Origin of the sequence: Wolbachia endosymbiont (group B) of Parapoynx stratiotata, from assembly GCF_947250635.1 — a bacterium.
Classification (GTDB): Bacteria; Pseudomonadota; Alphaproteobacteria; order Rickettsiales; family Anaplasmataceae; genus Wolbachia.
Map to the genome: position 1 here is coordinate 744,168 of NZ_OX366335.1, position 26,097 is coordinate 770,264.

The 26,097-nt window shown below is 34.2% G+C and carries 22 protein-coding genes, 1 tRNA gene and 4 pseudogenes; 6 read left to right on the top strand and 21 right to left on the bottom strand.

Going from position 1 to position 26,097, the window contains the following annotated elements:
- Window positions 1-41: 41 nt before the first annotated feature.
- From OOT12_RS03290 to gap, 3 genes are all read right to left on the bottom strand, one after another.
- Window positions 42-1,475, bottom strand: coding sequence for a WD_0033/WD_0034 family tandem repeat-containing protein (locus OOT12_RS03290; protein WP_264685395.1), 1,434 nt, complete (start codon window positions 1,473-1,475; stop codon window positions 42-44).
- A 155-nt stretch (window positions 1,476-1,630) separates the two neighbouring features.
- Entirely contained in the window at window positions 1,631-2,389 is a 759-nt protein-coding gene (gene tatC, locus OOT12_RS03295; protein ID WP_010401503.1) for a twin-arginine translocase subunit TatC, read from the bottom strand.
- Between the two features lie 3 nt (window positions 2,390-2,392).
- A complete protein-coding gene (gap, locus tag OOT12_RS03300) occupies window positions 2,393-3,364 on the bottom strand; it encodes a type I glyceraldehyde-3-phosphate dehydrogenase (RefSeq protein ID WP_264685396.1) in 972 nt (323 codons plus the stop codon).
- Between the two features lie 151 nt (window positions 3,365-3,515).
- On the opposite strand from gap, the gene OOT12_RS03305 reads away from it, so the two are divergent.
- From OOT12_RS03305 to OOT12_RS03315, 3 genes and pseudogenes are all read left to right on the top strand, one after another.
- Window positions 3,516-3,842: a hypothetical protein gene (locus OOT12_RS03305; protein ID WP_264376193.1), complete on the top strand. Its 327-nt coding sequence runs from the start codon at window positions 3,516-3,518 to the stop codon at window positions 3,840-3,842.
- Between the two features lie 60 nt (window positions 3,843-3,902).
- Window positions 3,903-4,869, top strand: a pseudogene (locus OOT12_RS03310) (IS256 family transposase).
- Window positions 4,870-5,022: 153 nt separating this feature from the next.
- Entirely contained in the window at window positions 5,023-6,255 is a 1,233-nt protein-coding gene (locus tag OOT12_RS03315) for an IS256 family transposase (protein ID WP_096097236.1), read from the top strand.
- Between the two features lie 36 nt (window positions 6,256-6,291).
- On the opposite strand, the pseudogene OOT12_RS03320 reads toward OOT12_RS03315, so the two are convergent.
- The 10 genes and pseudogenes from OOT12_RS03320 to OOT12_RS03365 form a co-directional block, all read right to left on the bottom strand.
- Window positions 6,292-6,638: pseudogene (locus OOT12_RS03320) on the bottom strand (transposase); the annotation flags it as partial.
- A 27-nt stretch (window positions 6,639-6,665) separates the two neighbouring features.
- Complete coding sequence (locus OOT12_RS03325) at window positions 6,666-7,940, bottom strand: ankyrin repeat domain-containing protein (protein WP_319606850.1); 1,275 nt, start codon at window positions 7,938-7,940, stop codon at window positions 6,666-6,668.
- A gap of 176 nt (window positions 7,941-8,116) precedes the next feature.
- Window positions 8,117-9,397 carry a flavodoxin-dependent (E)-4-hydroxy-3-methylbut-2-enyl-diphosphate synthase gene (gene ispG / locus OOT12_RS03330; protein WP_264374845.1) on the bottom strand — a complete coding sequence of 427 codons (1,281 nt, stop codon included), beginning with the start codon at window positions 9,395-9,397 and terminating at the stop codon, window positions 8,117-8,119.
- A gap of 16 nt (window positions 9,398-9,413) precedes the next feature.
- Window positions 9,414-10,040 (bottom strand): TRP75-related protein, encoded by a 627-nt coding sequence (locus tag OOT12_RS03335; protein ID WP_264374844.1) that lies wholly within the window; start codon window positions 10,038-10,040, stop codon window positions 9,414-9,416.
- Window positions 10,041-10,216: 176 nt separating this feature from the next.
- Window positions 10,217-10,765, bottom strand: coding sequence for a hypothetical protein (locus OOT12_RS03340; RefSeq protein WP_264374843.1), 549 nt, complete (start codon window positions 10,763-10,765; stop codon window positions 10,217-10,219).
- Between the two features lie 127 nt (window positions 10,766-10,892).
- Window positions 10,893-13,001, bottom strand: coding sequence for an FtsK/SpoIIIE family DNA translocase (locus OOT12_RS03345; protein ID WP_264374842.1), 2,109 nt, complete (start codon window positions 12,999-13,001; stop codon window positions 10,893-10,895).
- Window positions 13,002-13,280, bottom strand: a complete 279-nt coding sequence (locus OOT12_RS03350; protein WP_264374841.1) for a YggT family protein — start codon at window positions 13,278-13,280, stop codon at window positions 13,002-13,004.
- 183 nt (window positions 13,281-13,463) lie between these two features.
- Window positions 13,464-14,085, bottom strand: a pseudogene (locus OOT12_RS03355) (IS6 family transposase).
- A 66-nt stretch (window positions 14,086-14,151) separates the two neighbouring features.
- Window positions 14,152-14,769, bottom strand: coding sequence for an RDD family protein (locus tag OOT12_RS03360; RefSeq protein WP_264374840.1), 618 nt, complete (start codon window positions 14,767-14,769; stop codon window positions 14,152-14,154).
- A 22-nt stretch (window positions 14,770-14,791) separates the two neighbouring features.
- Window positions 14,792-14,874: transfer RNA gene (locus OOT12_RS03365), tRNA-Leu, on the bottom strand.
- A 102-nt stretch (window positions 14,875-14,976) separates the two neighbouring features.
- Between OOT12_RS03365 and OOT12_RS03370 the strand changes: the two genes are divergently transcribed.
- Both OOT12_RS03370 and OOT12_RS03375 read left to right on the top strand, forming a co-directional pair.
- Window positions 14,977-16,419 (top strand): replicative DNA helicase, encoded by a 1,443-nt coding sequence (locus OOT12_RS03370; protein WP_139686507.1) that lies wholly within the window; start codon window positions 14,977-14,979, stop codon window positions 16,417-16,419.
- A 347-nt stretch (window positions 16,420-16,766) separates the two neighbouring features.
- A complete protein-coding gene (locus tag OOT12_RS03375) occupies window positions 16,767-18,263 on the top strand; it encodes a proton-conducting transporter transmembrane domain-containing protein (protein ID WP_264374839.1) in 1,497 nt (498 codons plus the stop codon).
- Window positions 18,264-18,269: 6 nt separating this feature from the next.
- On the opposite strand, the gene OOT12_RS03380 is transcribed toward OOT12_RS03375, so the two are convergent.
- The 4 genes from OOT12_RS03380 to OOT12_RS03395 are packed head-to-tail and all read right to left on the bottom strand — an operon-like array spanning window position 18,270 to window position 21,261.
- Entirely contained in the window at window positions 18,270-18,929 is a 660-nt protein-coding gene (locus OOT12_RS03380) for a VirB8/TrbF family protein (RefSeq protein WP_139686506.1), read from the bottom strand.
- Window positions 18,930-18,973: 44 nt separating this feature from the next.
- Window positions 18,974-19,768 carry a hypothetical protein gene (locus tag OOT12_RS03385; RefSeq protein ID WP_264374838.1) on the bottom strand — a complete coding sequence of 265 codons (795 nt, stop codon included), beginning with the start codon at window positions 19,766-19,768 and terminating at the stop codon, window positions 18,974-18,976.
- Window positions 19,769-19,804: 36 nt separating this feature from the next.
- On the bottom strand, window positions 19,805-20,656 hold the full coding sequence (locus OOT12_RS03390; protein ID WP_264374837.1) for a DNA polymerase III subunit delta': 852 nt from the start codon (window positions 20,654-20,656) through the stop codon (window positions 19,805-19,807).
- 17 nt (window positions 20,657-20,673) lie between these two features.
- Window positions 20,674-21,261 (bottom strand): L-threonylcarbamoyladenylate synthase, encoded by a 588-nt coding sequence (locus tag OOT12_RS03395; protein WP_264374836.1) that lies wholly within the window; start codon window positions 21,259-21,261, stop codon window positions 20,674-20,676.
- A 269-nt stretch (window positions 21,262-21,530) separates the two neighbouring features.
- On the opposite strand from OOT12_RS03395, the gene OOT12_RS03400 reads away from it, so the two are divergent.
- Window positions 21,531-22,763: an IS256 family transposase gene (locus OOT12_RS03400; protein ID WP_096097236.1), complete on the top strand. Its 1,233-nt coding sequence runs from the start codon at window positions 21,531-21,533 to the stop codon at window positions 22,761-22,763.
- A gap of 63 nt (window positions 22,764-22,826) precedes the next feature.
- Here OOT12_RS03400 and OOT12_RS03405 read toward each other — a convergent pair whose 3' ends face one another.
- The 4 genes and pseudogenes from OOT12_RS03405 to OOT12_RS03420 form a co-directional block, all read right to left on the bottom strand.
- Complete coding sequence (locus OOT12_RS03405) at window positions 22,827-23,822, bottom strand: Rpn family recombination-promoting nuclease/putative transposase (protein ID WP_264685397.1); 996 nt, start codon at window positions 23,820-23,822, stop codon at window positions 22,827-22,829.
- Window positions 23,823-23,909: 87 nt separating this feature from the next.
- Entirely contained in the window at window positions 23,910-24,416 is a 507-nt protein-coding gene (locus tag OOT12_RS03410; RefSeq protein WP_264377165.1) for a phage major tail tube protein, read from the bottom strand.
- Window positions 24,417-24,427: 11 nt separating this feature from the next.
- Window positions 24,428-24,793 (bottom strand): annotated as a pseudogene (locus OOT12_RS03415) (phage tail sheath family protein); the annotation flags it as partial.
- Window positions 24,794-24,828: 35 nt separating this feature from the next.
- On the bottom strand, window positions 24,829-26,061 hold the full coding sequence (locus OOT12_RS03420; protein WP_264685173.1) for an IS256 family transposase: 1,233 nt from the start codon (window positions 26,059-26,061) through the stop codon (window positions 24,829-24,831).
- Window positions 26,062-26,097 lie beyond the last annotated feature (36 nt).

Here is a 26,097-nt window from a genome sequence, read left to right on the forward strand (position 1 = left end):
ACTTTGAGAAAAGGAAGAATAGACTTCTTCCTTTCACTTAACTACGCTGTTATATTTACCCCTGTATCAACAACTCCTTGTCCTACATTAACTCTATCTAGATTCTCACTAGGCTTTGAAATTACATATTTAATACCACCAGCAACAAGTCCTGTTACTAGAGCAGCAGCTATACCAATTAAAGCCAATATCGGTAATGCAACACCAGCAGCAAAACATCCACCACCAGTTGCCAATGCAGCTATAGCACCATAAACACAGCCAATTATTATTGGTTTATTAGTAGTTTTTACTTTGTCTTTTTGTTTACTACTCTCTATTTCAGATGTACTACTTTCATCAGTTATATTTCCTTCAGTTTTAGGAACGATGCTTTCAGCCATTGAAGACTGTTCATTACTTTCACAATCGGGCATAATACTTATTTCAGATGTACTACTTTCATCAGTTATATTTCCTTCAGTTTGAGGTACGCTGCTTTCATCTACTAAAGACTGTTCTTTACTTTCGTAATCAGGCTGGTTCTTTCTAATTAATGTTATCATATCAGCATTTCGCTGTGAATCTAATGATACTTTGAAAGTCTCCTCGTTAAAAATCTTAGAAAATATTTCACACTTGTCTTTATTTTCGTGATTAGGCACGATCCTTTCAAGGGTTAATTTCCAATCCTCTTGCTCTTGCTTTTCACATATCTCCTCAACTCTATCGTACATTTCAATTGTGTTAGGATCATCTTTACTTTCACAACTAGATATGCTCTTTGCAAGTATTTTTAGCCAACCATCAATTTTAGCTTTTTGCTCTTCATCTTGCTCTTGATTTTTTAGTATTTCTAAAATATTCTTGGTTTTGTTAAGATGATCTTTTTTTATACTAGCGAAAACTTTTTCTAACATATCATTATCTTGAGCTACATCTATAATAGCTTTAATACTTTTCTGACTAACTTCCTGATTAATAAGATTTATAGCACAGCCAAGCGGTGTTAGAGTATGTTCTTGATCATCTGAAAGCCTGATCTTTATATTCGCAGTAGTAAGAACTTTTTCTAATATACTATTTCTTTTAGCTACATTTAGGATAGCTTGAATGCCTCTCTGTTTATTAAGAATAATAGCATGGACAAGTGGTGTTGAAGTATATTCTTGACCATTTGAGAGCTTGATCTTTATATCCGCAGTAGTAAGAACTTCTTCTAATATATCTTTCTCTTTAGCTACACTTAGAATATTTGTAATATATCTCTGACTATTTAACGAGTTCTTAAGATTTATAGCGTAGGCAAGCGGTGTTAGAGTATGTTCTTCACCATCTTCAAACTCTATACATTTCACAGTAGTAAGAATTTTCAGCAAATCCTCTTTTGAAAATCCTGTAAGAAGATCAATAATATTCTCATGTTCTTCCATCGCAGCCTGTAACTTACCATATAATTCTTGTTGTGTTCCGTTTAACTCTTCATATTTTGGCATATAAAATTCTCCTATTCAAAATAATAATATACTTTAATTATTATATATTTAAGTAAACAAGTCAATAAATTAATAAAATGCTGTGGTGCCAAAAACACTCAAACAAGAAAAAGCGCTCCGGTGCTCATTCTTTGTTTATAAATAATATTCTTGATTCAATCCTTTGCTTTCTTTTCAATGTATCTACATATCAGAATAGACAGCTCATATAATACCAACATTGGAATTGCAAGCCCTACTTGGCTTAGTACATCAGGTGGAGTTAAGATTGCAGCAATAATGAAAATTACCACTATCGCAATTCTGCGTTTATTTGACAAACTTTGTGCAGTGATTAGCCCTACTCTCACCATTAAGGTTAGTATGACTGGAATTTGAAATGCAGTACCAAACGCAAACATGAATTGAAGAACAAGGTCTAAATATTCACTAACTGATGGCATAAACTCTATTGGTATACCGAAAGATTTACCGCTATGTTCAAAAGCAATAAAAAATTTCCAGGCTAAGGGAAATATGTAGTAGTAAACTACAGCGGCTCCCGTTACAAACAAAACCGGTGTTGCAATTAAGTATGGCAATAACACTGCCCTTTCTCTTTTATATAAGCCAGGTGCTAGAAACATATAGAATTGCCATGCAAACACAGGAAAAGAAAACAACAGTGCACTCATTATTGCAACCCTGAGATATACAAAAAACGCTTCTGTTAAGTCTGTATAGATTAGAGAAAAATCATTGCTATCTTTTGTAACTTCTATTAAAGGTGCAAGTAAAAAGCGGTATATATTTTCTTTAAAGTAGTAACAAAACCCGAAGGTAACACAAAAAAATAGAAAGCAAAAAATAACCCTTTTTCTAAGTTCCGCAAAGTGCTCATAAAATGAAGCATATTTTTGTGAGTTTTCGTTCATACTTTACAATAAAGCTATATCTAACATTCTCAGTGAAAAAGCCCATTCATTATCGTACCACGCTGCAACTCTACAGATATCACCTGTGACATATGTACCAGCTAAATCCACAATTGCACTATAAGGGTTATGGACAAAGTCTATTGAAACTAAAGGCTCGTTACATACGGAAAGCACATGATTTGCTGAATTCTTAAACATTTCATTTATTTCTCTAGCTGTTACCTTCTTATCAGTCGTAAATTTAAAATCAACCATAGAAACGTTGCTAACCGGAACTCTAATAGCAGTACCATCTAGCTTACCCTTTAACTGAGGAATAACAGAACCAATTGTTTTTGCTGCTCCAGTTGTAGTTGGCACCATAGAAAGGCCACAAGCTCTTGCCCTGCGTAAGTCTCTATGGTTGCCATCAAGAATATTTTGATCATTCGTATAGGCATGTATAGTGGTCATAAAACCGCTTTTTATACCTAAATTGGAGTGTAAAATGTGTACAATCGGAGCCAGACAGTTTGTAGTACAAGAACCTGCTGAGATCACTTTATGCTCCTTTTTTAGCATATCGTTATTTACGCCGTAAACTATAGTTACGTCAGCATCTGAAACTGGAGCAGAGACAATTACTCTCTCTGCATTATGATTTGCTGCTTCCGCACGCTTGTTGAATGCACCAGTGCATTCAAGCACTACATCAACATTCCAAGGAATATTTTCAGGGCTACGTTCTCTATATAAAGAAAATTTCCTGCCATTTATAGATAGCCAATTTTCAGACTCGTTAAAATCAATATCGCCGTTAAATTTGCCATGAACAGAGTCATATTTAATCAAATGTGCATGCTGCTCAGCACTGAGCGACCCATTTACCGCCACAACTTCTATTTGCTCGCTATAGTTTTCTACTTCAAAAATAGCACGCAATACACTTCTGCCTATTCTACCAAGACCATTAATTCCTACACGAATTGTCATTTTTCCATCTTAAAAGTTTAATTATAGAGGATATTGCCTGATATTTCATTCTATTCTTTTAGCTGTTAATCCTAATGTTATAATATATTGATTGACTAAAGAAACTGTATCACTTAATTAATAATATCTAAATTTTAACTTGGAGTAGGTTATGCATGGATTACCAATGACAAATTCAGATAATCAGTATCAGCAAAGAAAAATAGAAGCATTGCAAAAAGAAAATAAAGGACTGTCAGAAAAAGTGAAAACACTACAGAAAATGTCAGTGCTGCACAATGAAATGCTAGTAATGCTACAGTGGAAATCAATACCAGAGAAACTGCGCACAGAAATATTAAAAAAACTGCTAGAAACACCTCAAGCAGCAGCATTTCAATTAGAAGAAAGAGATGAAGATCAGCAAGTAATAGAAGACATACTGGATATGCAAGAAGAATTTGAATCTTCACAAAATTTGGAAATGCGGGAGTGTTAAATAAACTGTGTCAAACCGAGAAGTAAAGTAATAAATTGATAAAAAAATGGAGGTTTGACAATGAGTCAAGCAAACAGAACTACCGGTTTGGTAGACTATAAAGAATTAGAAACAAATATCTTATCATCTATACGAGAAGGAAAACCATTGACAGGAAGAGATGGAGCATTAACACCATTTATAAAAAAACTGCTAGAGGGAAGGCGAGATAGAAAACCATTTGTCGGCTGAAAGCGAAGAAAACAACCGAAGAAATTCAAAGACTTTACGGACAAGTATTTGAACTATTGACACCAAGAGATAGAGAAGGAAGTTTCGAGCCACAAGTAGTCAGAAAAAGGCAAACAACCGAACTTGAAGCAAAGGTTTTAAGTACATATGCCAGTGGCATGGGATATAGCATCGCATGTAGAAGAAATATAAAATATCTGCAGCAGAGATATCAAGTATTACTGACAAATTGTTACCGGTAATCAACGAATGGCGCAGTCGTCCGCTGCAATCTGTATATCCAATAGTGTTCATGGTTTTTTAAGGTCAAGGAGGACGGGCATTGTGTAAGCAAATGTATGTATAACATATTAGCAAAATGGCAGAAAAGAAGTTTTAGGCTTTTATATAGCAGAAAGTGAGGGAGCTAACTTTTGGCTAGGGATGTTAAATGACTTAAAAGAGAAAGGAGTAGAAGATATCCTGATTGTATGTGTTAAAAAGCTTTCCTAAAGCAATAAACAGTGTATTTCCTAAAGCAGAAATGTATAGTACATCAGATAAGAAATTCACTGAAATATGTATCGAGCAAAAGTTTTCATGAATGATTTGAAAAAAACATATCAAGTAGAGAAATAGCCGAGAATTTACTAAAACCAAGGGCTCATTTACTAGCACAAATGCCTTGTATAAACAGGTATATTGTGCTATAAAGAAGGCAGGAGAGAAATGGACTATGCCTATACATGATTGGGCTTTAACTATCTCTCAACTTGATATCTTTTTTCCTGGTAGGTTAAAAATCGAGTTGAACTAAAAATGCGATTTGACACAGTTTATTTAACACTCCCTATTTCTCTAAAAAATACTATCTTCAACTTGAATATGTTGAAAAATATTGGGAACGTTCAAAAAAGTGTGTCAAACCGAAAAAAAAGTAATAAATTGATATAAAAAATGGAGGTTTGATATGGGTCAAGCAAATAGAACTACTGGTTTGGTAGATTATAAAGAATTAGAAACAAATATCCTGTCATCTATACGAGAAGGAAGACCATTGACAGGAAGAGATGGAGCATTAACACCGTTTATAAAAAGGTTGCTAGAGGCAAGTCTGGAAGGTGAAATAGAAAGCCACATGTCAGCTAAAAGTGAAGAAAATAACCGAAGAAATGGAAGGAATGCAAAAACTTTACGTACAAGTTCAGGCTCATTTGAACTATTAACACCAAGAGACAGAGAAGGAAGCTTTGAACCGCAAATAGTCAAAAAAAGGCAAACAAGCCTACATCCAGAACTTGAAGCAAAGGTCTTAAGCACATATGCCAGTGGCATGGGATACAGAGATATAGCTTCACATGTTGAGGAAATATATGACCACAAAATATCAGCAGCAGAGATATCCAGTATTACTGATAAACTGCTACCAGTAATCAATGAATGGCGCAGCCGCCCACTGCAATCAGTGTATCCAATAGTGTTTATGGATGGCATGTTCTTTAAGGTCAAGGAGGACGGACATTGTATAAGTAAATGCATGTATAATATATTGGGCATAAATCAAAATGGCAGAAAAGAAGTATTAGGTTTTTATTTGGCTGAAAGTGAAGGAGCTAACTTCTGGTTGGGAGTTCTAAATGACCTAAAAGAGCGAGGAGTAGAAGATATTCTAATTGCCTGCATTGATGGGCTAAAAAGCTTTCCTGCGGCTATAAATAGTGTGTTTCCTAAGGCAGAAGTACAGCTATGTATAGTGCATCAGATAAGGAATTCACTGAAATATGTATCTAGCAAAGATGTAAAAGTTTTCATGAATGATTTGAAAAAAATATATCGTGCTTCAAGTAAAGAGATCGCTGAGAATTATCTGCTTGAGCTGGAAGAAAAATGGGGAGAGAAGTATCCTTTAGTTATAAAATCCTGGCAGAACAATTGGGAAAACTTATCCAGTTATTTTAAGTATTCTGGGCAAGTTAGGAAGCTGATTTACACCACCAATCCAATTGAGGGGTTGCATAGACAAATCAGGAAATTTACTAAAACTAAGGGTTCATTTACTAGTACAAATGCCTTGTACAAACAGGTATATTGTGCTATAAAAAAGGTAGAGCAAAAGTGGATTATGGCTCTCCCTAATTGGGCTTTAACTATGTCTCAACTTGATATTTTCTTTCCAGATAGATTGAAAATTGAGTTGAACTAAAAATGCGGCTTGACACACTTTTTTGAACGTTCCCAAAGTCCTTTCTACAACCCACCTTCTTGGCTGTACTTTAAACCCCTCATTGGTAGTAGCTAAGGCGGTGTGTCTTTGTTGACTTAGAACCTACATGAAGGCCTTTTGACAATCTCAATATCCATACCATATTCTTCCTTTATATGATTTTTTAAATTTTCTCCTTGGTATCCCATCACATAGTAAATACCGCCATTTACACCTGTACACAATACATAGAAAATTGCTTCTAATATTTCTCTTTTGCTATACTTTGACGACCTTCCTCCTTTCCTGTATGATACTCTGGAGTAGCTTTCTATTCTTGTCCATTCCTTTTGACTTAGGTCTGCTGGATGCTTTTTTCTCATCTTTACCCAGCACTAAAACTTTAGATATTATAGCCTTTTACTAATCTCTGGACAAGCTATAGCTTCGGTAAACTCAGGAGAAGGTTCTTTTGCAAAAAATGCAGCATGTACAGCATTTTTAATGAAAAAACACGCGGCAAGTGCAAATATTGCTGTTGGTATATAACACCAAGGAGAAGCTATACTAAAAAAAGTAGCAGAAGCTACTGTTAAGCAACAACAAGTAAATATTGCTTGAAGCATAATATACTGTCTATCAACACCACCATACTCGGCCATTAATTTTCTAACTTTGTTATTGCTGCCGTATGGTAAACAAAATATCTTAATAAAAGCTGTTACACTATTAGTAGCAAGATATGAATCACACTCTATTGCTCTTGGTAAGTAATATTTTTTATTTGCATTAGGATCTGCACCATATTGCAGAAGCAGTTTTACAACCTTCTCTCTCTCATGCCAATTTTCACGACATTCCACCGCTTTATGTAATGCCTTATTGAGGCTTTCACTTTCTTTATAAGCACCATGTTTTAAAAGCAGTTCTACAATTTCATAATGCCCTCTAGAAGATGCTTTATGTAATGCAGTATTACCATATTTATCTTGTATGTCAAAATCAGCATTATACTGTAAAAGTACTTCTACAGTTTCATAATATCCCTTGCCACAGGCTTCCATTAATGGCGTTGTGGATGACTCATCCTTTACATTAGGATTAGCATCGTGCTTTAACAACAGTTCCACAACCTTACTATTTCTGAGAACTAAAGCACAATGTAATGGTACTATGCCACAAAGCACTTCTATGTTAGGATTAGCACCATTTATTAAAAGCAGATCAAGGAGACTTAAATCTCCACAGCTTTCGGCTTTATAGAAAGCAACTTCTAGTGGTAATAAAGATCCTGAATGCATTTCATTGATGTAATCACCAAATCTTCCATCTTTACCGCTTTTGAATTTGGAAAAAAGCTTTTTAAGAAACGCTATATCCCGATTATATAGAGCTCTATATAAGTAAAACCTCAAATCTTCAGGCGAATTAATTTGATTTAAATTTTTGTCAGTTAGATTTGTAACCTCTTCTATATTTTTCTCAGTGAGAAATTCATATGCAGTACCTAGCTTTTTGAATTTCTCCTCATTTTGTTTCTTCACAATCTCACTTTCACCTGAATGTTTATCAGGATGATATTTCAAAGCTAATTTTCTGTACGCTGATTTAATTTTTTGTTCACTGGGCGCATCGCTTGATTCAAAACCTAATATTTTTAAAGCTTCGTCTCTTTGTATGGCCATAATGTTTCTTTAATAAATTTATATATATAGTTTATTATATAATATCTATGATATAAAATCAAGTAATTCCCGATAATCTAGAAAAGCAAATTTTTCCATTAGCTGGTTTTAGAAAAATTTAACTCCCTCTTATAAAACTCATTTTTAACATTAGATTTACATTAATCATGAACCTGTTACGTGTAATTCTTCTCCACATAATCACTAATAATTGCCTTAAATTCTTCAAAAATATTATCACCTTGTAAAGTTTTGAAATATTTGCCGTCTTTGTAGACTGCTGAAACAGGTTTTTCTCCATACCCAGGCAGGCTGATCCCCAGATTTGCATGTTTGCTCTCTCCAGGACCATTTACTATGCATCCCATAACAGCAACTTTCATATACTCTACACCAGGATTCTTTTTCTTCCATACCGGCATATGAGTTTTTATGTAGCCATTTACTTCCTTAGTTAATATACGAAAACGATCGCTACTTGTGCGTCCACAACCAGGACATGAACTCACCTGAGGGTTAAAGTAGCGCAAACCTATAGACTGCAGTATTTCCTGACATACTACCACCTCATTAGTGCGTGATTCACCAGGGCGCTGAGTTAAAGAAGCCCGGATAGTGTCTCCAATACCATTTTGCAATAAATAAGTAAGCCCTGCTGTGGTATTTACTACGCCTTTGTTACCCATACCAGCTTCGGTTAAACCCAAATGCAGCGCATAATTGGAAGATTTTACAAGTGCAGTATAAACTAAAATTAAATCTTGCACTCTACTGACTTTACATGAAATGATTATTTTCTCTGCATTAAGGCCAATCTTTTCAGCTTTTTTTGCACTACCAAGAGCAGACATTACAAGCGTCTTACGTAATATAACATCAGAAGTTTTTGGATTACTAGATAAGGAGTTTTCATCCATTAATTTTTGTGAAAGGTACTTATCAAGACTACCCCAATTTACTCCAATTCTGACAGGAAGATCATGCGTTATTGCATACTCTATAATTTTTTCAAATTTTTCATCACGTTTATCACCAAAGCCTATATTACCTGGATTTATCCTAATTTTACCCAGAATTTTAATGTTGTCTGGATAATCCTGAATCAGCCTGTAGAGCTCATATTGTCCACAGCCTACTAATATCTTACCATCAAAGCCTTCTTTATTTATTTCCTCTACTATATAAGGTATTGCTTTTGCTACTTCCTCTGAGTTCAAAGCAATTCGCACCAATTCTGAACCTGCATGCGCTAGTTCTATTACTTCTTTTGCATATTTCTGAGCACTGCTTTTTATGTTGTCAGAATCTATATGTGCACCAAGTGCCATGGATTGAACAACTATAGGATTATTTCCACCTATCTTCACTTGTCCAACTTTTACAGTATGAGTTTTATGCCTGGAAACCGGCGATGACTCATATGCATCATCACTCAATGTCAGGTCTCTATCTAGCATATTATTAATCTTGACACTATTTTACTGTGTCAACTACACTGCCAAATGAACTTGAACCATTTAAACTATGCTGTGGTGTTCTATTTAGATCAGTAATAGAATCATGAGAGCACGTTCTTCTTGATGGACTTTCTTTTATAGTAACATTTATAGGGGAAACTTTTTTTTCTCGTGTTGAAGTAACTTTTTTCCCTTTTTGTTGTTCACTTTTATGCTGCTTACTTTCATACTGAGAAACTGGCTCTTGATCTATAAATACAGCACCCTTTAAACGTGCAAGATTAATACCATGCTGATTGATCATAGCATCCTCCCCATCTTCAACTATGCAAGCTCCCACGTTGTTTGGCTCGTTATCAAGGCTAGCAATTTTTTTTTCTTTTAATTTTTTGATTAGATCTTCTTTATTTATAGCTAGATCTTGTAACTTTTTTTTCTTGAGGAGCTCCCTACGCTTCTCATACAGTTTATATGACTCAGCAAAATCCTCGTCTGCATGAAAGTTTGCACCACCAGGGTTACCAGGAGGTATGTACCTCTTACTGAACTTTACATTAGACTTCGCTTCAACATTATGTACAGTAAAGAAACTAGAAACCAAAAGTATTAATATAAATAAAACTTTAGAAAAGATCTTAAGCATACTATAGTGAATATTGCACTTTAAAAGATACCAATTAACAAACTTCAAGTAAATCAGAATCTCTACCAACTTTATAATACAAACATCTTTCTAAAAAATTTACTACCAAAACCTACATAATCTAAAGGAAATTTAAGGTGTTACAAATTTTACGTAACACCCTTTCAAGAAGAGCATTACACTCTTCCTTGCTGTAAGTTATTCTTCAGTTTTTCGGTATCATTCACATTATTAAACTTTCCGCTTGGCATATCTTGAAACAATTCGTTTTTCTTCTCTTTATCAAGCTTAACTCCCTGATAGATACAGAATGCAACAAAACTAGTTACAGCTATTGCAGCAACAGCACTGACTATGGCACAAGTTAGTATTGCTTGTTCTTGTCCCCCTACCATGTCTGCAAATGTCTCTACTTTTTCTTCTAAACCTGTAAATTTTTCTTGCAGGCCGTTTAAGTGCTCTTGCATACCTTGAAACTGCTCAATACCAATCTTTTCTTCTAATGCGCCAAAAACTTTTTCAAACTGCTCAACATCTATCTTTTGAGCTTCTTGCCATTCTTTTAATGCACTAAATACCTCTTCAAACTGCTTAGCATCAATATTTTGAGCTTCTTGCCATTTTTTTAATTCACCAAAAACTTTTTCAAACTTCTCAGCATCTATCTTTTGACTTTCTTGCAATTCTGTTACACCTAACCAATTGCGCAAAATTCCTTTTACCATTTTAACCCCCTAGCTAATTAATATATTATAATTTTACATTCCCAATGTTTAAATTATTATTAAATTAACTATCATTATACATTGATCTTAAAATAACTTTCCCCGACCTGAAAGTTTAAGCTAGCGATCATTCTACCAATATCTCTCTCTTTCCTGAGTAACTTGGAGCACTGACAATACCTTCTTTCTCCATTCTTTCAACAATATTTGCAGCTCTGTTATAGCCTATTCTAAGTTGCCTTTGAATGTAACTAGTTGAAACCTTTTGATCTCTCTGAATGATGGCCACCGCTTGCTTGTATAGATCGTTCTCTTCATTCTCTGTTTCACCTTCTGATTCTGCAAAAGAATTTTCATCTTCTTGAGTGATTTCCTCCATGTAGTTTGGCTCACCTTGCATTTTCAGATGATCAACTATATTTTGTACCTCATCATCACTTACAAATGGACCGTGAACTCGAATAATCTTACCACCAGAGGCCATATAAAGCATATCACCCATACCGAGCAATTGTTCAGCCCCTTGTTCACCAAGTATTGTACGGCTATCTATCTTAGAAGTAACAGCAAAACTAATTCTCGTTGGAAAGTTTGCTTTTATCACACCTGTTATCACATCTACAGATGGGCGTTGTGTTGCCATTATGATGTGTATTCCTGCAGCACGAGCCATCTGAGCTAAACGTTGAATAGAGCATTCTATATCTTTGCCAGCAACAAGCATTAAATCTGCCATTTCATCTACAATCACCACAATATACGGAAATGTCTCCATTTTAATCGGTATTTTTTCAAACAAAGGTTTACCCGTTGTTGAGTTAAAGCCAATCTGTACAACGCGTTCCAATTCTATTCCGCTATTCATCGCTTCTGTAATTTTTTGATTATAGTTTATTACATTCCGCACATTTAAATATGACATCATACGATAGCGATTTTCCATCTCTTTCACGATCCACTTAAGAGCAATAACAGCTTTTTTTGGCTCTGTTACCACTGGCGTTATTAGATGCGGTATTGCATCATATATTGAAAGCTCAAGCATCTTTGGGTCGATCATTATCATCTTGCATTCATCAGGACTTAATCGATAAACAAGCGACAGAATCATCGTGTTAATCGCAACTGATTTACCTGATCCTGTAGTTCCGGCAACAAGCAAGTGGGGCATTTTAGTCAGATCTGCAATAATTGGTTTTCCGCTTATTTCCTTGCCTAGTGCAATCGGAAGATTTAAGTTTGCATTTTGGTATTCTGGCGATTCCAGTAAATCACGCAGCATAACAATTTCTCGTTCTTTATTTGGCAATTCTATTCCCATTGCATTTTGTCCACGAATTATTGAAATACGTGCAGAAAGTGCACTCATTGAACGTGCAATATCATCTGCAAGACCAATCACTCTTGCAGATTTTGTGCCTGCTTGTGGTTCAAGTTTGTATAAAGTCACAACCGGTCCATAACATACACTTATAATTTTTCCTTGCACGCCAAAATCACTTAGAACCTGCTCGAGCAGAGATAAATTCTTATTGCTCTCTAATGCATTCAACTGTTTTCTCTGCACAGATTCTTCTACTTTAGAAAGTAAGTGAATGCTTGGAAACTCAAACTCGCTAGAAGGTGGTTTAAAAATCTCTTCGGTAGCTTTTTTCTGTCTTTCTTTTGGTTGTTGTCTAGTGGTTCTATATTTTTCTTCTACTACTAACGGTGCTATTGAATAATCAGTAGTTTTACGTAACCTGAAAAACAGAACCTTTGTCAAAAGGGAAAATATTTTTTTACATAGGAAAAGTAAAGAATAAACCGTTCTCTTCCAACCAATTAACCCTACAAAACCTATTGATGCTGCTACTGTGAATATGTAAAACGGGCAGTGGCCAATTAGAGTATTGCCGACTATTCCACTGTGCATGTACCTAGTAGTGATACCGAGCGAAAGTTTCGCTAATGTAGCACATATTCCTAAATTGATTAATATTAAATAGAGAATTTTCAGCAGCCTTTTTGATATCAAAAAGTAAACTATGGTTGTAGCTATTGTAATACTAGCGAGTCCAAGAAATTGAACCAATATATCAGCTAAATATGAACCTACCACTCCGCCCAAATTTGTTACTTCCTGATTTGTAGCTGTATTTAAGGATGGATCTTGATAATTATAGCTAAAAACCGATATATATATATACATTAAGAGTAACAGGTATATCGCTGATTTTAGCTGTTTTTTTAACATCTACTTAAAGTAATAAGTAATTGTATATTTTACAAAGTGAATTGCTATTATCAATATCATCACGGATAAATCTAATCCATTGAATGGTTGTATATACCTTCTGATAACCTTTAGTGGAGGATGGGTAAGTCTGTTTAAAGTTTGCATTATGCTGCTTACAATCTCATTATACATGTTAACTACATTCAATTTAATCAACAAATCGAGAGCAACTGAGCATATTAGAACTAAGCTGTAAAGATCAAGTAACAAGTTAAGTAAGTATATGATTGGATGCATATTACTAATTTATACTAAAGTCTATTATGTGTAGTGATATATATAAAATCAAGCCTCACAATAATTTTCATACTGAAACAGGTATAAACAATAACTGATTAGTCTGTTTATCAACTGATATGTCGGTTCTGTCGCATCTATAAACCATAGGAAAGAAGATCATTAAAGGTGGGATTATAGGAGTTATGAAGCCATTAACATAGCAAAATTCTCAAAAGTAGAAACATTATTTTAATAATTTGTCTTTCTTGAATCATACGAATATTTTCTATGCCTGTGATGGTAATCTTTGCGGAATGGAAGCTTTTAAACCCAAGCATTGGCTTTATTAGTTTTTTGATAAATCTATCAACAATATTATTTAGATATTTTATTTGAAGAACTGTAATCTTCAGAAATTTCTGCATTCAAATCATCAAGAGCAGCAGTATTACTGCCGCTTTTATCAATTACAATTTTCTCAGGAAGATAGTTACTCCTGAAGGCTTTACGAAAGAATGCAAGTGCTGCAGACTTGTCTCTACTAACACACAAGTCTACAGTATATAAATAAACCCATTTACCGTTTAATTTAATGTAAGTCTCTCCAACTACTACCAACCTGCTTCTTTCTTTTCCTTACTGCCTCATCTATCAGTGGTGATAACCCACCTTTGTAACGTAGCATTTTGCTCCCCTTATACTCATCATTTCTTCCAAATCTCGATAGCTCAAAGAGAATCGACATTTCATGTATACAGATAACATCCTCTGAAAAGCTAAATCCTTTGAAATATGGCAACAATTTTTGATTGATACGAAACATCTTTGCTTTTTTTTTAGACAATTATATCATTCTTCTTTCTACTTCCCTACAAATGCGACAGAACCCTTAATCCACTCTATTATGTTCTGAGACCATACATCTAAGACTTTTACTTGTTACAACTACTGTGCCTGCAATCTTATCGTGCCAAGTTTGGCAACGTTTGTCGAAGCTTGCCCATATGAAACCTAAGAATAGTGGTGAAGTTGACAATATAAAGGAAAAAAACCTCTTTATTGCTTGTTTTAGAGTCAATTTTTCAAAAGTTTGTGCATTTACAACTCTGAGTCCAAGTAATAACTTTCCAGGTGTAGCGCCAAATCTTATCCACATATATGCTACATAACTAAAAAGCATAATAAATTGAACTATCTGATTTAGAACTAGTAACTTGATTAGTTTACTCTGCATTGCTGTTTCCTCTGCAGATAATGGTGTTTGCATCTGATATTTCGCAGCAATTTGGCCTAATATTTTACTGCTCTCTGAGTTCATGAAGAGTTGGCTTAAGGCTTGGCCGCAAAGCTGCAAGAACAAAACGATGATAATTAAATCAAGCAGCACTGACAAATAGCGTCTAAGTCCTGTTACGTAACATATTCCATTTTCATCTTTCTTTACCCTTTGAATAGCATTTATAGAAGAAAGAATGGAAAATAAACGATTAAAAAACTTGTGTAACATAAAGCATTTTCCAATATTTGAGTGCCCCTGGCCGGACTTGAACCAGCATGCTTTTGCAAGCAACAGATTTTGAGTCTGCCGTGTCTACCATTCCACCACAGGGGCCTACTTTAATGCTATAAGCAACACAGGATTAGTCAAATTTTTTCTCTTTCAAGTAAGGACTGAATATTCTACAATAATCAATCATTACTCTGAAAACTTAAAATGAATGAATTAGCCAATCTTATTGATTCAAGAGAAGAAATATGTAAATTGCCACACAATTTAGAAGCAGAGCAAATGCTCATTGGTGCAATGGTTCGTGATAATAGAATTTGTGATGCAGTCGAAGATATAATTGCAGCAGATAATTTCTATGATCCACTACATCAAAGCATTTTTACCCAGATATCTAAAACCAGAAAACACGGTATAGTTGCTAATGAACTGAGCCTCAAGATGTTTTTCGAGAATGATAAAGCATTTGCCGAATGTGGTGGAGTTGAGTACCTAGCAAAACTTGCAGCAAAGGCAAGCATTGCGCTTGACATCTATAGCTTGACCAGAATAATCCGTGATACTTATTTAAGGAGATGCTTAATCAAGCTCGGGCAGGAGATAGTTGACGATAGTTACAACTACGACATTGAAAATCCTGCACAGGTACAAATTGAGCAGGCAATGACAAAGTTGTTCAACTTAGCAGTAAAAAAGCAAGGTGATAAGACATATATAAAGCTTGCAAGTTCAATTAAAGATGTGGTTGAGAAGATCAGCAAGCTGAAGAATAACCCAGAGGCTCTAGGTATTACAACCGGACTTCAAGACCTAAACCAGCTTCTTGGTGGTTTGCAGAAATCTGATCTGTTAATTATAGCTGCAAGGCCCTCAATGGGAAAGACAGCATTGGCGCTGAACATCGCACTTAATGCTTGTAAGATTTTGCAAAAAAGAACAGATAAACAACATTATGTAGCATTCTTTTCACTTGAAATGTCAGCAGAGCAATTGACCGCAAGATTGATTACTATAGATTCAGGCATTGGTTATTATAAGGCACTGACTGGGAGAATTAGTGATTTTGAATTACACGAATTCATTAATGCTAGTACAGATCTATCCGAATTACCTTTCATCATAGATGACACTCCTGCGTTATCAATTAGTGCTCTTCGTACCAGAATACGTCTTCTCTATCAACTATATAATGTAGAGTTGGTCTTTATCGATTATCTGCAGTTAATTCGAGGAACAACAAAAAGGAGTAGTGAAAATAGAGTGCAAGAAATCTCAGAAGTGACGCAGGGTTTAAAAGCAATTGCAAAGGAACTAAATATTCCCATTGTTGCACTATCACAGCTCTCTCGTTCTGTTGAGCAAAGGGATGATAAAAAACCACAACTTTCTGATTTACGTGATTCAGGAAGCATAGAGCAGGATGCGGATATAGTAATGTTCCTTTATAGAGAAGAATATTATGAATTAAGAAAGCAACCAAATGAAGGAAGTAATAAACATCGAGAGTGGCAAGAGAAAATGGAGAAAATTAGAAATATTGCAGAACTGATCATTGCAAAACAAAGAAACGGGCCAATTGGTAGTGTGAAACTACATTTTGACTCCAATAGAGGTGCATTTAAAGATTATACAGAAAGATATAGTCTGTAGCGGTTTTGAGTAATTCTGGAAGTGTTTAACAAACCATACGTGCCAAATTAAGTAGCTATCGTGAAATATAGCAATATTTAAGATTGGCATTTTATTTGTTACATTTATTTTTTTAGGAAATTCTTATCTAGGATAAGATATTTTTTTAGAAAAATCTATAAATTACTAACTTTATTACTTAATATATAAAATAGTTTTTTCTTATTTCCTTTCTTCCTTACGCCACTTTTTCTTAACTTGATGCGTATGGTTTATTTAACACTTCCGATATACAACTAAAAAATAGCAAATTCTCTATAACTTGAATATAATTTTAGCTTTACCTAAACAGAAAGATGAATTACTTAATGGATTTTGTTTTAATATCTCTTTCCTTGCCACTTTTTATTACTGAGAATTATTTGTTAATTACTGCGTTGATCCCACTTTTAAGTGCATTAGCTATTTCTTTTACTAGTAAATGGCCCAGAGTGAACAGTAGCGTTACTGTTGCTTCTTCTATGCTTCTGTTTGCGTATACATCTCTATGCACTTTATATTTGGTGTATGGTGATCATTCTCAATTTATTCTCATGGATTTTGGTAATAATTTGCATATTAGTTTAAAGCTAGAGTCTAGTGGAGCAATATTCAGTTTATTAATATCATTTTTGTGGGTACTAACCAGTATATATGCAATATGTTATATGAGAAATAACTATGCTGATAGCAATCACTCAAGTTTTCTATGCTTTTTTTCAACATCAATCAGTTGTGCAATGTTTATTGCTTTTTCTGGAGATTTGCTCACTACATTTGTCTTTTATGAGCTTCTAACTATTAGTACATACCCTCTGATTACTTACAACTCAACAAATGAATCAGTAATTGCAGGACGCTATTACTTTGGTTTACTATTTTTCTCTTCTTTAGTATTATTTTTTCCTGCAATAGGCCTATTATATAATGAATTCCATACTTTAGATTTTGTAAGTGGTGGAATATTCAAGTTTGATACTTCACTCATCACTTTTATTGCAGTGTGTTTTGCTATGCTGATTTATGGAATAGGAAAAGCTGCATTAATGCCAATGCATTTTTGGTTACCAAAAGCAATGATTGCACCAACTCCTGTGAGTGCACTATTACATGCTGTTGCTGTTGTGAAATCCGGAGTTTTCATCATCATCAAAGTTATATTATACACTTTTGGCGTCGATAATATGCAACGTTTTGTGCAGCAAAATTGGTTTGCTGGAGGGTGGCTTCCGTACGCTGCTGGATTTACTATCATTACTGCATCGTTGATTGCATTAAAGCAAAAGGAATTAAAGAAATTGCTTGCTTACTCTACCATCTCCCAATTGTCGTATATTATATTGTTCGCTTCAATTTTTAGTGAATTCAGCATGAAGATTGCAATCTTTCAATTAGTTTGCCATGCATTTGCAAAAATTACTTTATTTTTTTTTGCAGGTATCATAATAACGAAAACGGGTGAAAAATATATAGATAGAATTCACGGTATAGGACGTAGTATGCCAATTAGCATGATAGCATTCACTATAGGTGCATTGTCCATGATAGGAGTACCTCCTGCTCCGACTTTTTGGAGCAAATTTCTCATCTTTCAAGCTGTTTTCAACTCTAGTAATGTAACACTTTCTGTGTTTGTAACTCTAGTGTTAATTGTTAGTACTATACTCAATGCTCTATACTTTTTACCAATAATTTACAACGCCTTTTTCTCAAAACCTTCTAGAAATTATTTTATTAAAAAGACACCAATGCTTCTAGTTTTACCCCCAGTTATTACTGCTATATGCACTTTAGTTATTTTTTTTAGCTACCAAATAATGTTATAAATATAATCATCTATATTTATAGCTATTAACAATAAATTTAAATGGCACTATTCCAGCTAGAGTTGCTTTTATATTTGACAAAGTGAAGCTGACCTCCACAGCATAATCTTTCATCTTCTTATTTTGCTCAGCTGTAAAAACTACAGTAGCGTTTCCAGCAAATGTAACTAAGTTCTTGGTCAACCGGTCAATAGATAATGTTGTTACGTTTATGTTGGTAATTTTTCTTGTGGATGAAACAGCTTCATTGTTCACTTTTTCCTGAAAGTTTTGGTAGATTTTGTATACAGAATTGTTTTTTATAAAATTTTCTTGATACTTTGGCTCAACAGTCCGAGAGGACTCATATGTTTCAATATATTTACTTATTAAATACCTTGCTATGGAAATGTACTCATCTTCTTTTTTACTAAAACTAAGTTTATGTATTGCAGAGAACTCATCTTCTGTGTGGTTCATATACTTCACAAAATTTAAATCTTTTTTAACAGGAAGTAATAGGTATATGTTTAGTAGTGATAAAAATAAACATACTAAGAGAAGTAACGCTATTAACGCCATCCAAGATCTTTCTACAACGCAGAACAGGTATCTGTGGCAATACCATTCAACTGCTTTCCTGAAGTAACTTTTGTTTTTTACTGATTCAAGTAATTTATCTTCCATAATACAAACCCAATTATATAATATACTGGATACTCTAAAAAACTTTAAAATATGTCTAAATTTTCCAAAATAGGATGAATTATTATATCACCTTGTTCTGCAATAAGGTGAAATTTATCAATTTTGCTCACATCTAAATTTATCATTTTTACACTGAAGCTTTCAGGATCATAAGTATTACTTTCTGCACTTTTGTGATAATTATAGTAGTGTAATTTATTTTGATCATCAAAATAACCAAATTCATCAGCAAGAGTTCCCACTTTTTTGCCTTTACCGTCTCTGACTAGCTCAAATAGATCAATTACATGGTTTTCAGATCCAGGCTCAATAGATCCTTCTACAGCAAAAAATTTAGGTGCATGACCAACATACTCCTTAAGTTTTAGATTATTAGTCTTTTTTATACTACCAAAATCCATGAGTTTATATTCATCTGAAAGACCAGAATATTGTGGATCATACTTTTTATATTCAAAAAACTCATTACCTAAAAAATTACAAAACGTTAATTTACAATCATCGTGATTGGATTTAACAACTTTAAAGTAATGAAAATCTCTAGGGATCTTTACTTCCTCTTTCGTAATATGATTACGTACAACAAGTTCATCATTAATCATATGATAGCCAATTCTCGGCAAAGTAGCTATATTGATTGCCTTATTTAGCTTAAAATTTGCCTCATAGATGCCACTTGACAGCTCCTTCCCTTTTTCTAAAGTGACGTCTTGATCTAAAGATGTATTCTTGATTAAACTCAATTCTTTCTGCATGTTCAATATGGTTTTTGTTAAAACTTCTATTGATTGCCATACAGTTAATTTATTATCAGTCAAATTATATAATTTAAGTATTAAATTAGCAGAATTTTATCATAAATTTATGTTAAAAGTATTATATTTTTGTGTCATGATGTTAACTACATTAGCTAAAACATGCTTTTTATCTAAGCGAAATTGCTTTGCAGCAACGAAAAGTTCATCTATTTCTTTCCATCGACTTAGTAGAATTTCAACATTATTTACTTCTTTCTTTATACTTTCTAAAATAGAGGTTTGAATTATATGTGATGCTAGTTCTAGCTCAATCTCACTATTAATTATTTTATTAACTATATCAGAATTATTTAGATTACGGAAAAATGTATAAAAATGCTTATGTGACTCATAAGCACCACTGTTTATTGCATTTATTATTACTCCCGGAGTTCCAGGAAACAAAGTAATGATCTCACTAAATATTTTATCGTCAAATTTACATTGAGATGAAACAACCTGCTTTGTTTCATCGTAAGTTAATGGAAGTAAATTCAGCTGAAAACACCTACACCGGATGGTGGTTTGTACATCATATGGCTTATGGCTAATTACAAATATTTTAGAATTTTGTGGCGGCTCCTCTAATATTTTTAATATTGCATTTTTAGCATTATTAGTCATTGACTCTAAGCTATCTATTATAGCTATTTTATATTCTGATTGAATGGGGCTTAAGTGCAAAAAGTTTTTCATTTCTCTCACCTTTTCCACTCCTATTGTATCACCTTCAACAATGTGTAAGTCTAATGCTACTTCATCGTAATTTTTGATAAGAAACCAATTAGAAAAGGATTTTGCGAATGTTGCTTTTCCTATACCTTTTTTACCACAGATCAGCCAAGATTGAACAGACAAGTTGTTCATTATCTTTTTTTTTGCTTGGTTGTGGCCTATCACCTTTTTCATTCTTTCTCCTATAGATCTTAGTTTGAAAATTCGTTATTTATTGTTTGTAATGAAATTTTACCTTTTCTTAAAACCTTAATCTTGTCTCCAGTTAAGTCAATAATAGTAGATTCTATACCAGAAACTAATTCATCATCTTCAATTACTGCAGATAAGTGTTGCTTAATAGACTGAGGTATATCTCTTGCTTTGCATATACTTTTTTCTCCTGAAATGTTAATACTAGTTGCAACTACTGGAGTTTTCAGTTCATTTAATATTGAAATCGCAATAGGATGATCAGGAATTCTTATGCCTATACTATCTTTAAAGAACTCATTTGGTAATATACTGTTATCTTGAAGTGGTAAAATATAGGTCATTGGTCCAGGAGAAAAATAGTTTATTAAATCGATATATTCTTCTTTTACCTTTGCTATATTTGTCAAACTATCAACATCACTAACAAATATAGAGAGTGGCTTGTTTTGAGAACGCTTCTTTATCCGGTATATTTTTTCTATAGATCCATTATCTAGCGCATTACAAGCAAGAGCATATACTGTTTCTGTTGGAAAGCATGCTAACAAATTATTTTGTATTGCGTTTATTACTTCAAATACCATATAGCTAAAACTTATGTCTACAATAGCTCTGGGTTTACCGTTATCTCGCTATATGGTAGCAATTAAGATACCGAAATGGCTAGCACGCATCTGTTGTATACTACAGTAAATTTTATTAGCAACTGCTCGTTTTGACTGCTAGTACAACATTGCATAATTCTATTATGGCTACTTTGATCAAAATTTGCAAGATTTTTTAGGGAACGTTCAAAAAAGTGTGTCAAACCGAAAAAAAAGTAATAAATTGATATAAAAAATGGAGGTTTGATATGGGTCAAGCAAATAGAACTACTGGTTTGGTAGATTATAAAGAATTAGAAACAAATATCCTGTCATCTATACGAGAAGGAAGACCATTGACAGGAAGAGATGGAGCATTAACACCGTTTATAAAAAGGTTGCTAGAGGCAAGTCTGGAAGGTGAAATAGAAAGCCACATGTCAGCTAAAAGTGAAGAAAATAACCGAAGAAATGGAAGGAATGCAAAAACTTTACGTACAAGTTCAGGCTCATTTGAACTATTAACACCAAGAGACAGAGAAGGAAGCTTTGAACCGCAAATAGTCAAAAAAAGGCAAACAAGCCTACATCCAGAACTTGAAGCAAAGGTCTTAAGCACATATGCCAGTGGCATGGGATACAGAGATATAGCTTCACATGTTGAGGAAATATATGACCACAAAATATCAGCAGCAGAGATATCCAGTATTACTGATAAACTGCTACCAGTAATCAATGAATGGCGCAGCCGCCCACTGCAATCAGTGTATCCAATAGTGTTTATGGATGGCATGTTCTTTAAGGTCAAGGAGGACGGACATTGTATAAGTAAATGCATGTATAATATATTGGGCATAAATCAAAATGGCAGAAAAGAAGTATTAGGTTTTTATTTGGCTGAAAGTGAAGGAGCTAACTTCTGGTTGGGAGTTCTAAATGACCTAAAAGAGCGAGGAGTAGAAGATATTCTAATTGCCTGCATTGATGGGCTAAAAAGCTTTCCTGCGGCTATAAATAGTGTGTTTCCTAAGGCAGAAGTACAGCTATGTATAGTGCATCAGATAAGGAATTCACTGAAATATGTATCTAGCAAAGATGTAAAAGTTTTCATGAATGATTTGAAAAAAATATATCGTGCTTCAAGTAAAGAGATCGCTGAGAATTATCTGCTTGAGCTGGAAGAAAAATGGGGAGAGAAGTATCCTTTAGTTATAAAATCCTGGCAGAACAATTGGGAAAACTTATCCAGTTATTTTAAGTATTCTGGGCAAGTTAGGAAGCTGATTTACACCACCAATCCAATTGAGGGGTTGCATAGACAAATCAGGAAATTTACTAAAACTAAGGGTTCATTTACTAGTACAAATGCCTTGTACAAACAGGTATATTGTGCTATAAAAAAGGTAGAGCAAAAGTGGATTATGGCTCTCCCTAATTGGGCTTTAACTATGTCTCAACTTGATATTTTCTTTCCAGATAGATTGAAAATTGAGTTGAACTAAAAATGCGGCTTGACACACTTTTTTGAACGTTCCCGCAACCTAATATAAAAGTTATAGTAGGGGTTATTTCTCTTCAACTTGAATTAATTCTTGAACTTCATCGACAGAAAGACCTGTACACTTGACAATAGTGTTAATATCAACATTATTAGTCAACATCGCTTTTGCAACTTCAATCTTTCCTTCAATCTTTCCTTCAATCTTTCCTTCAATCTTTCCTTCAATCTTTCCTTCAATCTTTCCTTCAATCTTTCCTTCAATCTTTCCTTCAATCTTTCCTTCAATCTTTCCTTTCTCTTCACCAATTTTGATTCCTTCCTCTTTAGCATCATCAAGTTTTTGAGCAAGGACAGCCTGTTCATCACAAATACGCTTGCTCTCCTGTTCATATGCTATAAACTCTTTTTCTGACCAGTTAAACCTGTTTAGCTCTTCATACGCTTTTTTGATTATTACGTCACTTCCTATTATTCTTTCCAATTCTTCTTCACTTGTTTCATCAGCGTACTTAAAAAAATACACCCACTTCTCAACTATATTTGAAAGCTGATCTTCTTTAGTTTTGGAAAATTTAGGCAATTCAATAAATACAAAATAAAAATCTTTTAGATCATGTTCATTAGTATCTTCATCGCGAATAGTGTGCTTTGATTTATACTCGGACTTATCAGGAAACAGTATACAATCTGCTATAGCAATAAAGATAATTTCCTTAAGGTCATGGTATTGATCACCTTTATCTGCTTGTCTTGAATAGGCTTTAGCAGCGTAATATTGGGCACGTTTTTCAAAGCCTTTGGTTTTAGCGACCTGCATCTCAATTATCCATTGCACTCCTGTTGAATCTTTACATAGCACATCAACAATACTTTGCTTTTTAGCGGCAATTTCAGGATCTTGAATAGTACTTAAAAACTCTATATCCTGTATTGCATTTTTGCCAGTAAAGCTCAAAATATCATTGAGGAAGTGAATGAGGATGTCTTTATTCTTTTCAGTACCAAAGATACGGCGAAATGCAATATCGTTCTTGGGGTCGAGAAATTTAGATAAAGCCATAGCAAAAATGCCTAAAAAACGTTAGTAATTATACAGTATTATCAGTAATTTTTCAATAAAAAAGTGAAAAGGCATTCGTCCATTCCATTAAATCCCTAGAATCGTTTGCAACAAAGCCATTTGATCAACACCGTTAATCTTACGGATCATATTTTCAGCATCGATTTCTATTAATTCATTACCACCTATAGTAAGTTTATAGTAATGGGCAGCTACAGTACACTTCAGCGTTGCTTTTTCAGCAGGTTTCCAACTACCAAAATCAAATTCTTTAAATATGCCCCTAAGGTTGATAATAACTCCTTCAACTTCATTACTTCCACTTCCTTGCATTCCACCACGAAGAGTTAAAGATACAGAGTTTCCATTTATCAACCCAAATAGCCGAAAGAGCTCTGTATCATATTCAGAAAGAGTGAAATCTGCTTCCAGTTTCTCCATGCCCATATCAATATTTATTGGAATATCCATACCACCAGCTCTATATTCCTCTGTTTTAATGGTGAGTTTTGGCAGAGTGATCTCATCGATACGACCAGCATAACCACGACCATCAACAAATACGTTAAAATTTCTCAGTATTTTCGGTAACACTTTGCTTTCTCCTAACTTATATTTACGAGATGAGATCTGAATATTATTTGTTCTGCCGGATATGGTGGTGTAAACTCAAAGTCAAAGTATACTTTTCCACTTGCAATATTTGCTGGTGTATTGAGCTCTGGAGTTGCATAACATTTTCCGCTGATAATAGCTCCTTGTGCTTTTAAATTGGCCAAATAAGAATTCACCCCCTCAATTACATCGTCTATATAAGTTTTGGTGATATTGCGATCAACTGCCCATAGATGAGCTCGAAGTAAACTATCGTTGATTAAATCTGCAGTTCTTCTCACTGACAGAAAAGCCCATTTCGAATCATTTGAACATGTTCTATTTCCCCAAAGCCTATAGCCATTTTGATGAATTATCGGGAACGTTCAAAAAAGTGTGTCAAGCCGCATTTTTAGTTCAACTCAATTTTCAATCTATCTGGAAAGAAAATATCAAGTTGAGAAATAGTTAAAGCCCAATTAGGGAGAGCCATAATCCACTTTTGCTCTACCTTTTTTATAGCACAATATACCTGTTTGTACAAGGCATTTGTACTAGTAAATGAACCCTTAGTTTTAGTAAATTTCCTGATTTGTCTATGCAACCCCTCAATTGGATTGGTGGTGTAAATCAGCTTCCTAACTTGCCCAGAATACTTAAAATAACTGGATAAGTTTTCCCAATTGTTCTGCCAGGATTTTATAACTAAAGGATACTTCTCTCCCCATTTTTCTTCCAGCTCAAGCAGATAATTCTCAGCGATCTCTTTACTTGAAGCACGATATATTTTTTTCAAATCATTCATGAAAACTTTTACATCTTTGCTAGATACATATTTCAGTGAATTCCTTATCTGATGCACTATACATAGCTGTACTTCTGCCTTAGGAAACACACTATTTATAGCCGCAGGAAAGCTTTTTAGCCCATCAATGCAGGCAATTAGAATATCTTCTACTCCTCGCTCTTTTAGGTCATTTAGAACTCCCAACCAGAAGTTAGCTCCTTCACTTTCAGCCAAATAAAAACCTAATACTTCTTTTCTGCCATTTTGATTTATGCCCAATATATTATACATGCATTTACTTATACAATGTCCGTCCTCCTTGACCTTAAAGAACATGCCATCCATAAACACTATTGGATACACTGATTGCAGTGGGCGGCTGCGCCATTCATTGATTACTGGTAGCAGTTTATCAGTAATACTGGATATCTCTGCTGCTGATATTTTGTGGTCATATATTTCCTCAACATGTGAAGCTATATCTCTGTATCCCATGCCACTGGCATATGTGCTTAAGACCTTTGCTTCAAGTTCTGGATGTAGGCTTGTTTGCCTTTTTTTGACTATTTGCGGTTCAAAGCTTCCTTCTCTGTCTCTTGGTGTTAATAGTTCAAATGAGCCTGAACTTGTACGTAAAGTTTTTGCATTCCTTCCATTTCTTCGGTTATTTTCTTCACTTTTAGCTGACATGTGGCTTTCTATTTCACCTTCCAGACTTGCCTCTAGCAACCTTTTTATAAACGGTGTTAATGCTCCATCTCTTCCTGTCAATGGTCTTCCTTCTCGTATAGATGACAGGATATTTGTTTCTAATTCTTTATAATCTACCAAACCAGTAGTTCTATTTGCTTGACCCATATCAAACCTCCATTTTTTATATCAATTTATTACTTT

Bases quoted from the DNA above. Each gene is read 5' to 3' on its own strand.
- OOT12_RS03380 (WP_139686506.1), bottom strand. From the start codon at position 18,929: ATGGAAGATAAATTACTTGAATCAGTAAAAAACAAAAGTTACTTCAGG.
- OOT12_RS03335 (WP_264374844.1), bottom strand. From the start codon at position 10,040: ATGCTTAAGATCTTTTCTAAAGTTTTATTTATATTAATACTTTTGGTT.
- OOT12_RS03375 (WP_264374839.1), top strand. From the start codon at position 16,767: ATGGATTTTGTTTTAATATCTCTTTCCTTGCCACTTTTTATTACTGAG.
- tatC (WP_010401503.1), bottom strand. From the start codon at position 2,389: ATGAACGAAAACTCACAAAAATATGCTTCATTTTATGAGCACTTTGCG.
- OOT12_RS03325 (WP_319606850.1), bottom strand. From the start codon at position 7,940: ATGGCCATACAAAGAGACGAAGCTTTAAAAATATTAGGTTTTGAATCA.
- OOT12_RS03340 (WP_264374843.1), bottom strand. From the start codon at position 10,765: ATGGTAAAAGGAATTTTGCGCAATTGGTTAGGTGTAACAGAATTGCAA.
- OOT12_RS03420 (WP_264685173.1), bottom strand. From the start codon at position 26,061: ATGGGTCAAGCAAATAGAACTACTGGTTTGGTAGATTATAAAGAATTA.
- ispG (WP_264374845.1), bottom strand. From the start codon at position 9,397: ATGCTAGATAGAGACCTGACATTGAGTGATGATGCATATGAGTCATCG.
- OOT12_RS03360 (WP_264374840.1), bottom strand. From the start codon at position 14,769: ATGTTACACAAGTTTTTTAATCGTTTATTTTCCATTCTTTCTTCTATA.
- OOT12_RS03405 (WP_264685397.1), bottom strand. From the start codon at position 23,822: ATGGCTTTATCTAAATTTCTCGACCCCAAGAACGATATTGCATTTCGC.
- gap (WP_264685396.1), bottom strand. From the start codon at position 3,364: ATGACAATTCGTGTAGGAATTAATGGTCTTGGTAGAATAGGCAGAAGT.
- OOT12_RS03395 (WP_264374836.1), bottom strand. From the start codon at position 21,261: ATGGTATTTGAAGTAATAAACGCAATACAAAATAATTTGTTAGCATGC.
- OOT12_RS03390 (WP_264374837.1), bottom strand. From the start codon at position 20,656: ATGAAAAAGGTGATAGGCCACAACCAAGCAAAAAAAAAGATAATGAAC.
- OOT12_RS03400 (WP_096097236.1), top strand. From the start codon at position 21,531: ATGGGTCAAGCAAATAGAACTACTGGTTTGGTAGATTATAAAGAATTA.
- OOT12_RS03290 (WP_264685395.1), bottom strand. From the start codon at position 1,475: ATGCCAAAATATGAAGAGTTAAACGGAACACAACAAGAATTATATGGT.
- OOT12_RS03350 (WP_264374841.1), bottom strand. From the start codon at position 13,280: ATGCATCCAATCATATACTTACTTAACTTGTTACTTGATCTTTACAGC.
- OOT12_RS03370 (WP_139686507.1), top strand. From the start codon at position 14,977: ATGAATGAATTAGCCAATCTTATTGATTCAAGAGAAGAAATATGTAAA.
- OOT12_RS03345 (WP_264374842.1), bottom strand. From the start codon at position 13,001: ATGTTAAAAAAACAGCTAAAATCAGCGATATACCTGTTACTCTTAATG.
- OOT12_RS03315 (WP_096097236.1), top strand. From the start codon at position 5,023: ATGGGTCAAGCAAATAGAACTACTGGTTTGGTAGATTATAAAGAATTA.
- OOT12_RS03305 (WP_264376193.1), top strand. From the start codon at position 3,516: ATGCATGGATTACCAATGACAAATTCAGATAATCAGTATCAGCAAAGA.